Origin of the sequence: Pseudonocardia lutea (genome assembly GCF_042658055.1) — a bacterium.
Lineage (GTDB): Bacteria > Actinomycetota > Actinomycetes > Mycobacteriales > Pseudonocardiaceae > Pseudonocardia > Pseudonocardia lutea.
The window spans coordinates 40,192-50,105 of the sequence record NZ_JBHSQK010000039.1 but is presented as its reverse complement, the minus strand read 5'-3'; the positions used below and the strand labels follow the sequence as shown (position 1 = coordinate 50,105).

Sequence of the window (9,914 nt, the reverse complement as noted above, 5' to 3'; positions counted from 1 at the left end):
GGCTCGGGGGGCGGCCAGCGGGCCTGTTGACCGAACCTCGAGGGCTCGTTCTGTCCGGCGTCTCGCTGACGACGAGAAAGTTACGCCCCGCCGACGGCGAGGGTCAAACCGGGGTCCCCCACCCTCGAACCGGCCCATCGCCGCAGGTCAAGGAGGTGCGCCCGACGCCGTCGGCCAGGTTGACGGCAGATTTCGCGCTTCATGACGCCGGTCACACTTTGTCGTCGAGGATCGTTCCGGAGGCCGCAGAAGGCCGCCCGTACCGGCCTGACCTGCGAGGACAAGACTGAGCGGCGGTCACGGTGCGCAACTCCCCGTCCGTCGGCCCGGGTGGCGCCCCGCGAGCGAGCGCCGGCTGTCGTTCGACGCGACCGGGGACGGGTTCGTCCCCCAGGAGATCCCCACCCGCCCCCGGCCGACGGAGAGCACCGACCGGCTCGGGTGGTCCCCACGCGTGTACGCGAGGGCGCGCGAGGCGGCGGGGGCCGGGAGCTCGCCCGGGGGCCGGCTGCCGCTCCTCCCGGGACATCTCGATCATTTGCTTTCGGAAGCACCTACTCCGACCGGGGCCGTGGATACCGGGGGCCGCCCGTGATCGAACCGCGATCACCACCCGAAAAGTCCGTGGTCCACGCCCACGACCGCTCGATCGAATTCGGGGAAACGCGATCCGTGGACACGTCGTCGCAGGCAGCGACCGAGGGACCACCCGTTCGGGCGTGCAACTCGTCCCGCTCCGTCGCGTTGGACCGGATGAGCGTCTCCCACCGGACGCGCCGCGAACGCGGGGGCGAGCAATTCCGCGGCGGCCGGTGGGAGACGCTCTTTCCGTTCACCGAGAATTCAGCTCCACGCGGCGCAGCACCAGCCACCTTCGGGGCCGTGGGCGACCCGGCCTCGACCACCGCCGCCACCCACGGGCCCGTGAGCACGTCAGACCCCCGTCGTCGAGCCGGGGCGCACGATCATCAGGACGACGACGACCGCCCAGAGCAGCGCGAACACCCCGGACGTCATCGACAGCCGCCGCGCGGTCACCGGTGCGCGGCTGTCGCTCTCTCCCCCGAGGGCGGCCACCACCTCGGCCTGCGCCGGGAGGATCCGAAGCCCCAGGAGCGCCGCGGCCGCCGCCGTGAGGACGAGGGAGGCGATCAGCCACGCGTCGCCGAGCACGCCCATCGCCACCGCGGTCCCCAGTCCGAAGACCGGCACCGCGATCGCGAGGACCGCGTAGACCCGGCTGATTCGGTGGAGGAGCGTCACCGGGGCGGCCGACCCCTCGCCCGCGAGGGCCGCGCGGGCGTACCGCGGGAACATCGATGTGGCCACGGTCACCGGTCCGACGAACACGATGGCGGCGAGGACGTGGACCGAGAGCAGCACGGCCGTCACATCCGTCTCCTTCCTCCGGCTCGGGAAAGCCGGGTCGAGTTGCAGAGAGGCTGAAACTCCGGTCTCGGCACACCCCTCCGGGGGCACGATCGGGGCTCCCTCCCCTTCAGTTCGGCTGAAACCGGCGCCACGGCCCGGCCCCCACTTCACCGGAACACGGCGGCATCCACTTCCAGTCAAGCTGAAACTAGCAGCCCGATCAGGGGGTGTCCTCCCCCAGCCGCCCGAGCATCCCCACGAGGGTGCGGGCCAGGAGGGCGCGCTCGGGCCGGGGAACGGAGGCGAGCATCCCCCGTTCGACCTCGGCGACGGCCTTCTCCGCCCGGGTCAGCAGCCGGCGCCCGTCCGGTGTGACGTGCAGCTCGGCCACGCGGCCCCGCCCCGGCTCGGTGCGGCGCTCCACCGCGCCGCGCTCCTCGAGCTGGCGCAACGTCGCCTGCATGCTCTGGGCCGTCACCCCCGCACGGCGTCCGAGCTCGCTGTAGGACAGCCCCGGTCGTCGGGCCAGGTGTCCGAGGGCCGACAGGTGCCGCATCGTGAGCTGCTCGGCCCGCAGCGCCGTGTCGATCTCCTCGCGCACCCGCCGGCCGAGCGTGGCGAGCAGCACGGCCACGGCGCCCGGGCCGACCGGCGGTCCGGCAGGGGGCGGTGCGGGGCTCGACACGGCGTCATCATGCCCGTCCGGGCGACCGGTCCCCGCCGGGACGCTTTCGGGAACGCCGCCGGCCCCGCACCACGGACGGGTGCGGGGCCGGCGGTCGCGGGGGTCACCCGCCGGGCCGGGGATCGGTCGGCCCGGCGGGGAGCCCCTGCGGATCCCGGACGCGGCCGGGACGTGGGAGCGGATCAGGCGTTCTGGGGGAAGCCCAGGTTGATGCCGCCGTGCTGTTCCCGCGCAGCCGGGTCCAGCCAGCGGGTGGTCACGACCTTGCCGCGGGTGAAGAAGTGGAAGCCCTCGACCCCGTGGGCGTGGGTGTCGCCGAACAGCGAGTTCTTCCAGCCCCCGAAGGAGTAGTAGGCCATCGGCACCGGCACCGGCACGTTGACGCCGATCATCCCGACCTCGACCTCGTTCTGGAACCGCCGCGCCGCCCCGCCGTCGTTGGTGAAGATCGCCGTGCCGTTGCCGTACGGGTTGGCGTTGATCAGCTCCACGGCCTCGTCGTAGGACTCCACCCGCACCACCGACAGCACCGGGCCGAAGATCTCGTCGGTGTAGATGCTCATGTCGGTCTGCACGTTGTCGAACAGCGTCGGGCCCACGAAGAACCCGGGCCCGTCGGCGTCGAACTCGCCCTGCCGCCCGTCGACCACCAGCGTCGCGCCCGCCGACTCACCGGCGTCGATGTAGCCCGACACCCGCTCCTGCGCCGCCTTCGTCACCAGCGGACCCATGTCGCACGAGCGCCGCCCGTCCCCGGTCTTGAGCGCCTTGGCCCGGTCGGCGATCTTCCCGACCAGCGTGTCGGCGATGTCCCCGACCGCGACCAGCGCCGAGATCGCCATGCACCGCTCCCCGGCCGACCCGAACCCGGCGTTGATCGCCTGGTCCGCAGCCAGGTCCAGGTCCGCGTCGGGCAGCACCACCATGTGGTTCTTCGCCCCACCCAGCGCCTGCACCCGCTTGCCGTGCTGCGTGCCGGTCTCGTACACGTACCGCGCGATCGGCGTCGAGCCCACGAAGGAGATCGACTTGACGTCCGGGCTGGTCAGCAGGGCGTCGACCGCGGTCTTGTCGCCGTTGAGGACGTTGAACACGCCGTCGGGCAGCCCGGCCTCGCGCCACAGCTCGGCCATCCACAGCGCCGCGGTCGGGACCTTCTCCGAGGGCTTGACCACCACGGTGTTGCCCGCGGCGATGGCGATCGGGAAGAACCACATCGGCACCATGGCCGGGAAGTTGAACGGGCTGATGATCCCGCACACGCCCAGCGGCTGGCGGATCGAGGCCACGTCGACGTTGGTCGAGGCGTTCTCCGTCGCCGACCCCTTCAGCAGGTGCGGGGCCCCGCAGGCGAACTCCACGACCTCCTGCCCGCGCGCCACCTCACCCGCGGCGTCGGAGAGCACCTTGCCGTGCTCGGAGGTGATGATCGCCGCCAGCTCCGAGGCCCGCTCGTCGAGCAGCTCGCGGAACTTGAACAGCACCCGGGTCCGCTTGGCCAGCGAGGTGTCCCGCCAGGCCGGGAACGCCGCCTTCGCCGCCGCGATGACCTCCGCGGCCTCCTCCTCCGACGCCAACGGCAGGGACGCGGTCACCTCACCCGTCGCCGGGTTGGTCACGTCCGAGAACCGGCCGGACTTCCCGTCGACCTTCTGCCCGTTGGCCCAGTGGTACAGGGTCTTGCTGTCGGTCATGATTCCTTCTTCCTCAGGAGCTGGGCCGCAGGAACGACTTCTGGGTCGCCTTGTGCTCGTCGTAGACCTTGCGCGCGGACTGCGTCGACTCGAGCTCCGAGACCGCGCTGACCGGGACGTCCCACCAGGACTCCGAGTCCGGAGCGCCGATCAGCGGATCGGTCTCCACGTAGATCACCGTGCTGTCCGTGGCCTTCTTCGCGTCGGCGATCGCCTCGGCGAAGTCCGACGGGGTCGTGGTGCGGATCACCCGGATGCCGAAGCTCTCGGCGTTGGCGGCGAGGTCGAGCGGCAGGAGGTCGCCGTCGAGCCGCCCGGTCTCCGCGGAGCGGTAGCGGTACCGCGTGCCGAACCGCTGCGAGCCGAGCGACTCCGACAGCGAGCCGATGGACGCGAAGCCGTGGTTCTGCACCAGGACGGTGATGATCTTGATGCCCTCCTGCACCGCCGTGGCGAGCTCGGTCGCCATCATCAGGTAGGACCCGTCGCCGACCATGACGAAGACGTCCCGGTCGGGGCAGGCCATCCGGACGCCGAGACCGCCGGCGACCTCGTAGCCCATGCAGCTGTAGCCGTACTCGACGTGGTAGCCCTTCGCGTCCCGCGTCTGCCACAGCTTGTGCAGGTCACCGGGCATCGAGCCGGCGGCACACACCACGACGTCGCGCGGGTCGGACAGCTCGTTGACCATCCCGATGACCTCGTTCTGGGTCAGCAGGCCGCCGGCGCCGTTCGCCGGGATCTCGGGCTCGTAGACGGACCTGACCGTCTCCGTCCAGATCCGGTCGAGCTCGACGTACCGGGTCCGGTACTCGGCAGCGACCGAGTACCCGTCGAGCAAGGGCAGCAAGGCTTCGAGGGCCTCGCGGGCGTCGGCCAGGACCGGGGCACCGGAGTGCTTGACGACGTCGATCGGCGCCACGTTGACGTTGACGAACCGCACGTCCGGGTTCTGGAACGCCGTGCGGCTCGCGGTGGTGAAGTCCGAGTACCGGGTGCCGATGCCGATCACCACGTCCGCCTCGCGGGCGATCGCGTTGGCCGCCGTGGTGCCCGTGGACCCGATCGCGCCCAGGCACTGCGGGTGGTCGAACACGAGCGTGCCCTTGCCCGCCTGGCTCTGGCCGACCGGGATGCCGGTGGCCTCGGCGAACGCGGCGAGCGCCGCCGTCGCCCCGGAGTAGTGCACGCCCCCACCGGCGACGATCAGCGGGCGCTCCGCCGACCTGATCAGCGAGGCCGCGCGCTCCAGCGCCGCCTTCTCCGGCACCGGCCGGGCCACGTGCCAGACCCGCTTGGCGAAGAGCTCGACCGGCCAGTCGTGCGCCTGGGCCTGGACGTCCTGCGGGAAGCAGACGGTCACGGCGCCGGTCTCGACCGGGTCGGTCAGCACCCGCATCGCCGAGAGCAGGGCCGCGGGCAGCTGCTCGGGCCGCCAGACGCGGTCGAAGTACTTGGAGACGGGACGGAACGCGTCGTTGACCGTGACGTCACCGGCGCCGGGCAGCTCCAGCTCCTGCAGCAGCGGCGACGCCGAGCGGTCGGCGAAGGTGTCCGCGGGCAGCAGCAGCACCGGGACGCGGTTGATCGTGGCGAGCGCGGCGCCGGTGACCATGTTGGTGGCGCCGGGCCCGACGCTCGACGAGACCGCCCAGGTCTGCAGCCGGTCCTTCATCCGCGCGTAGGCGACGGCGCTGTGCACCATGGCCTGCTCGTTGCGGCCCAGCACGTACGGCAGGGCGTCCGGGTCCTGCAGCTCGGCCTGCAGCAGCGCCTGGCCGAGGCCCGCGACGTTGCCGTGGCCGAAGATGCCGAAGCAGCCGGCGAAGAGCTTCTGCTCCTCGCCGTCGCGCTCGACGTACTGCGCGGCGAGGAACCGGACGGTCGCCTGCGCGACGGTGAGCCGGGTCGTCTCACCCATTACTGACCTCCGAGGCGGGAGTCGATCGCCTGGTCGGCCCACGTGTCGCGGATCCAGGCCTGGTCGGGGTGGTCGGTGATGAGCCAGGCGCGCTCCTCGCCGGGGCCGGCCATCACGTTGAGGTAGTACATGTCGTGTCCGGGTGCGGCGGCGCAGGGACCGTGCCAGCCCCACGGGATCAGCACCGTGTCGCGGTCGTGGACCTCGACCATGATGTCGATCTCGTGGCCCGGTGAGCTGCTGGTGCGGTGGAAGCCGAGGCCGGGCTGGCCGGCCGGGCCGGGCGCGATCTCGAAGTAGTAGATCTCCTCGAGCTGCGACTCGTGCGGGCCCGCCTCGTCGTGCTTGTGCGCGGGGTAGCTCGACCAGTTGCCGCCCGGGGTGATCACCTCGCAGGCGATGATCGAGCCGGCCTCGAAGGAGCCGACGGTGCCGAAGTTGCGCACCTGGCGGCTGGCCTGGCCGGCGCCGCGCAGCTCCACCGGGACCCCGGCCTTCGGCCCGTACCGGAAGGGCAGCTCCTGCTCGCACTGCGCGCCGCACAGGGCGAACCGGCCGCCGGCCTCCGAGGCGACGGTGACCGTGGAGCGGATCGGCAGGTAGGAGACATCGGTGGGGCCCTCGAAGACGTTCGCGCGCCCCTCGAGGGTGTGCGTCTCGCCGCCGAGGGTGACGGTCGCGGAGCCGGACAGCGGCACCACGAACATCTCCTCGGTGCCGGTCTCCACGACGCGCTCGCCGCCCGCGGGCAGGTTCAGGATCCGCAGGCTGGAGTGCTCCCAGCACTCACCCACCCCGCCGGCTCCGCCGGCTGCCGTCCACCGGCCCGCGGACTTCGGCGTGACCTCGAGCTCGTAGCCGTCGGCCGCGCCGGTTCCGGCGGGGATCACGTACTCGGTCATGCGGCGGCCACCTCCTGGGGCCGGACGAGGGAGACGGCGGTGTCGACGGCGCCGGCGACGTCGTCGTCGGCGGGGTAGAGCAGCGCGCGACCGACGATCAGGCCCCGCACGGAGGGCAGGTCCAGCGCGGCCTTCCAGGAGGAGTAGGTCTCCTCGGGCGCGCCGGTCGGGTCGCCGCCGAGCAGCAGCGTCGGCAGGGTCGTGGCCTCCATGACCCGCTCCATGCCGTCGACCACCGGCAGCTTCATCCAGGTGTAGGCGCTCGAGGCACCCAGGCCCTGGGCGATGTGCACCGACTTCACGACGGCCTCGGTGGACAGGTCGTTGACCACCCGCCCGTCGACCCGCCGGGAGAGGAAGGGCTCGACCATCGCGACGATCCCGGCGCGGTTGGCGTCCGTGACGACCTGCGCGCAGGTCTCGAGGGTGTTGACCGTGGCCGGGTCGTCGAGGTCGATGCGGGTGAGCATCTTGATGGCCTCGAAGCCCGCCTCGGCCGTGCCGGCGACGTCGTAGCCGGTCATCCGGTCGTCCATCTCGAACACCGAGCCGGCCAGGCCGCCGCGGTTCATCGAGGACACGACGACCTTGCCCTCGAGGGCGCCCAGCAGCAGCAGGTCCTCGAGGATGTCGGCGGTGGCGAGCACGCCGTCGACGCCGGGCCGGCCGAGCGCGGTGACCAGGCGGTCGAGCAGCTCGGGGCGGCTGGCCATGGCGTCCGAGCGACCGCGGGCGGAGAGCGCGCCGCGGGCCGGGTGGTCGGCGGCGACGATCATGAGCCGGCCGTCGGCGGGGACGAACGGGCGGCGCCGGCGGGTCGTGAGCAGCGACGTGATGCGCTGCGGCTCGAAGGTCCGGATGTCCCGGATCTCGTCGTGGTTCCGGGCGAAGCTCACGCGGTCACCTTCTCGTTGCGGGCCTCGTTGGGGTCGCCGCCGGCGAGGAGCACGTCGATCTCCTCCGCGGTCGGCATGGCGGTGGAGCACTCCAGACGGGAGGCGACGATCGCGCCCGCCGCGTTGGCCCGGCCGAGCACCTGCTCCAGCGGCCAGCCGGCGAGCAGGCCGTGGGCCAGCGAGCCGCCGAAGCTGTCCCCGGCGCCGAGGCCGTTGTACGGGGTGATCGTGAGGGGCGGGGAGACGACGCGCTCGGTGCGGCTCTTCGCCAGCACGCCCTTCGGGCCCTGCTTGACGATGGCGAGCTCCACGCCCGCGTCGAGCAGCGCGTCGGCGGCCCGCTCGGGGTCGGTCTCGCCGACGGCGACCTCGCACTCCTCGCGGTTGCCGACGGCCACGGTCACCTGACCAAGGATCTTCTGGATCTGCTCGGTGGCCGCGGCGGGGGTCTCCCAGAACATCGGCCGGTAGTCCAGGTCGAGGACGGCCGGTCGGCCGTCGCGCGCGGCGAGCACGTCGTGGTGCGTGGTCCGGCTCGGCTCCTCCGACAGCCCGGTGACCGAGAGCCACAGCAGCTGCGCCGCACGGACCGCGTCCAGGTCGACGTCGGCGGTCGTGACCTGCAGATCCGGGGCCTTGGGCTTGCGGTAGAAGTACAGCGGGAAGTCGTCCGGCGGGAAGATCTCGCAGAACGTGACCGGCGTCGGGTACTCGTGGTTCGTGACGACGTGCTCGTCGCTCACCCCGAGCCGGCGCAGCTCCTGGCGGACGTAGCGGCCGAACGGGTCGTCGCCGACCCCGGTGATGATCGCGGCCCGCCGGCCGAGCCGCGCGGCGGCGACGGCGACGTTGGCGGTGGTGCCGCCCAGGAACTTGCCGAAGGACTCGACGTCCTCCAGGCCCACCCCGACCTGCAGGGGATAGATGTCCACCCCGGCGCGCCCGAAGGTCAACACCTCTGCTGGTTCGCTCATCGAGTCCTCTTCGACGTCTGGTTCCGCGCTGCTGCCGTGCTCGAAACTACGAGCGCGGCGCCGTCGCAGTCAATACTTTGTCTATACATAGCTACGTACAGACTTGTAGTCTCCCCCGCATGGAGGACACCCCCGTCGAGTTCGACGTCGCGTTGGACCGGACCAGTCCGGTCCCGCTCTACCACCAGCTCGCGCTGGCCATCGAGCACGCGATCGAGACCGGCGTCCTCGGGCCCGGCGACCGGCTGGAGACCGAGGTGGCGCTGACGGCGCGGCTCGGCCTGGCCCGGCCGACCGCGCGGCAGGCGATCCAGGAACTGGTCACCCGCGGGATGCTGGTGCGCAAGCGCGGCGTCGGCACGCAGGTCGTGCAGCCGCACGTGCGCCGCGAGGCCCGACTGACGAGCCTGTTCGACGACCTGGCCGCCGAGGGGCGCGAGCCGGCGACCGAGCTGCTGTCGCTGGACGAGTGCAGCGCCGAGGAGGTGCCCGAACCGCCGGGCCTGCCGGAGCGGCTGACCCGCATCCGACGCCTCCGGAGTGCCGACGGGGTGCGGCTGGCGATCCTCACCAACTACCTGCCGGAGCGCTACCGCGTCTCCGTCGCGGACCTGGAACGGACGGGCCTGTACGCGCTGCTGCGGGCGCAGGGGGCGAGCTTCCGGATCGCGCACCAGAGCATCGGTGCGCGGCTGATGACCACCGACGAGGCGCGGTTGCTGGGCGAGGAGGAACCGGCGGCCTGCGTCACGGTCCGCCGCTCGGTCTACGACGACACGGGCGCGTTCGTCGAGACGGGAATGCACGTGTACCGGGCCTCGCAGTACACGGTGCGGACGTCGCTGGTGGTGTGAGGTCCGGATCGAACCGGAGAACGCGTACCCGGTGAGCGCGACGGACTTCGCGCCGAGCGCGAGCACCGCACCGGCGCCCCATCGAGCAGGGGAGCCTCAGCGCGCGGCGCACTCCGCGCAGCGGCCCCAGAAGACGAGCTCGGCCTCGTCGACCTCGAAGCCCTCCTGGTGCCCGGCATCGAGGCAGGGCGCGGACCCGACGGCGCACGGCACGTCCTTCACCCGCCCACAGACGCGGCAGACCAGGTGGTGGTGGTTGTCGCCGTGCTGCAGCTCGAAGCGGGTGGCCGACCCGGCCGGTTCGATGCTGCGCACCAGCCCGACCCGGCGCAGGTCCTCGAGCACGTTGTAGAGGCCCTGCCGGGACAGCTCCGACACCGCGGCCGGCCCGGCGGCCGCCCCGGCCCGCGCGACGACCTCCGCCACCTCGACGGCGGTGGCGTGCGGTCGGTCGGCCAGGGCGTGCAGCACCGCGCGCCGGTGCGGCGTGCTGCGCAGGCCCTTCTCCCGGAGCTGAGCGGTGAAGTCGTCCACGGAGGTGAGGCTACCCCAACAGATTGGATGCAGTCACTAACTTGACCAGCCTCACAACTTGACGCAGTCAAAAGTAGGGTAGA

The 9,914-nt window shown here is 72.2% G+C and carries 9 protein-coding genes; 1 reads left to right on the top strand and 8 read right to left on the bottom strand.

Annotation, left to right across the window (positions count from 1 at the left end):
* Positions 1-933: 933 nt before the first annotated feature.
* From ACFQH9_RS16345 to iolC, 7 genes are all read right to left on the bottom strand, one after another.
* Complete coding sequence (locus ACFQH9_RS16345) at positions 934-1,392, bottom strand: hypothetical protein (RefSeq protein ID WP_379566986.1); 459 nt, start codon at positions 1,390-1,392, stop codon at positions 934-936.
* Between the two features lie 199 nt (positions 1,393-1,591).
* Complete coding sequence (locus ACFQH9_RS16340) at positions 1,592-2,056, bottom strand: MarR family winged helix-turn-helix transcriptional regulator (RefSeq protein ID WP_379566985.1); 465 nt, start codon at positions 2,054-2,056, stop codon at positions 1,592-1,594.
* Between the two features lie 182 nt (positions 2,057-2,238).
* Complete coding sequence (locus ACFQH9_RS16335; protein WP_379566984.1) at positions 2,239-3,750, bottom strand: CoA-acylating methylmalonate-semialdehyde dehydrogenase; 1,512 nt, start codon at positions 3,748-3,750, stop codon at positions 2,239-2,241.
* A gap of 13 nt (positions 3,751-3,763) precedes the next feature.
* The gene (iolD, locus tag ACFQH9_RS16330; protein WP_379566983.1) at positions 3,764-5,671 is read right to left on the bottom strand and encodes a 3D-(3,5/4)-trihydroxycyclohexane-1,2-dione acylhydrolase (decyclizing); all 1,908 of its coding nucleotides are present in this window, start codon (positions 5,669-5,671) and stop codon (positions 3,764-3,766) included.
* A complete protein-coding gene (iolB, locus tag ACFQH9_RS16325; protein ID WP_379566982.1) occupies positions 5,671-6,573 on the bottom strand; it encodes a 5-deoxy-glucuronate isomerase in 903 nt (300 codons plus the stop codon). Before iolB ends, iolD begins: the two co-directional genes overlap by 1 nt.
* On the bottom strand, positions 6,570-7,469 hold the full coding sequence (locus ACFQH9_RS16320) for a class I fructose-bisphosphate aldolase (RefSeq protein WP_379566981.1): 900 nt from the start codon (positions 7,467-7,469) through the stop codon (positions 6,570-6,572). Before ACFQH9_RS16320 ends, iolB begins: the two co-directional genes overlap by 4 nt.
* Positions 7,466-8,443, bottom strand: a complete 978-nt coding sequence (gene iolC / locus ACFQH9_RS16315; RefSeq protein ID WP_379566980.1) for a 5-dehydro-2-deoxygluconokinase — start codon at positions 8,441-8,443, stop codon at positions 7,466-7,468. Before iolC ends, ACFQH9_RS16320 begins: the two co-directional genes overlap by 4 nt.
* A gap of 119 nt (positions 8,444-8,562) precedes the next feature.
* On the opposite strand from iolC, the gene ACFQH9_RS16310 reads away from it, so the two are divergent.
* Positions 8,563-9,297, top strand: coding sequence for a GntR family transcriptional regulator (locus tag ACFQH9_RS16310; RefSeq protein ID WP_379566979.1), 735 nt, complete (start codon positions 8,563-8,565; stop codon positions 9,295-9,297).
* A 96-nt stretch (positions 9,298-9,393) separates the two neighbouring features.
* Here the strand turns inward: ACFQH9_RS16310 and ACFQH9_RS16305 are convergent, their stop codons facing one another.
* Entirely contained in the window at positions 9,394-9,831 is a 438-nt protein-coding gene (locus tag ACFQH9_RS16305; protein ID WP_379566978.1) for a Fur family transcriptional regulator, read from the bottom strand.
* Positions 9,832-9,914 lie beyond the last annotated feature (83 nt).

Coding starts and splice junctions, on each gene's coding strand:
- ACFQH9_RS16310 (WP_379566979.1), top strand. CDS start 8,563: ATGGAGGACACCCCCGTCGAGTTCGACGTCGCGTTGGACCGGACCAGT.
- iolB (WP_379566982.1), bottom strand. CDS start 6,573: ATGACCGAGTACGTGATCCCCGCCGGAACCGGCGCGGCCGACGGCTAC.
- iolC (WP_379566980.1), bottom strand. CDS start 8,443: ATGAGCGAACCAGCAGAGGTGTTGACCTTCGGGCGCGCCGGGGTGGAC.
- iolD (WP_379566983.1), bottom strand. CDS start 5,671: ATGGGTGAGACGACCCGGCTCACCGTCGCGCAGGCGACCGTCCGGTTC.
- ACFQH9_RS16335 (WP_379566984.1), bottom strand. CDS start 3,750: ATGACCGACAGCAAGACCCTGTACCACTGGGCCAACGGGCAGAAGGTC.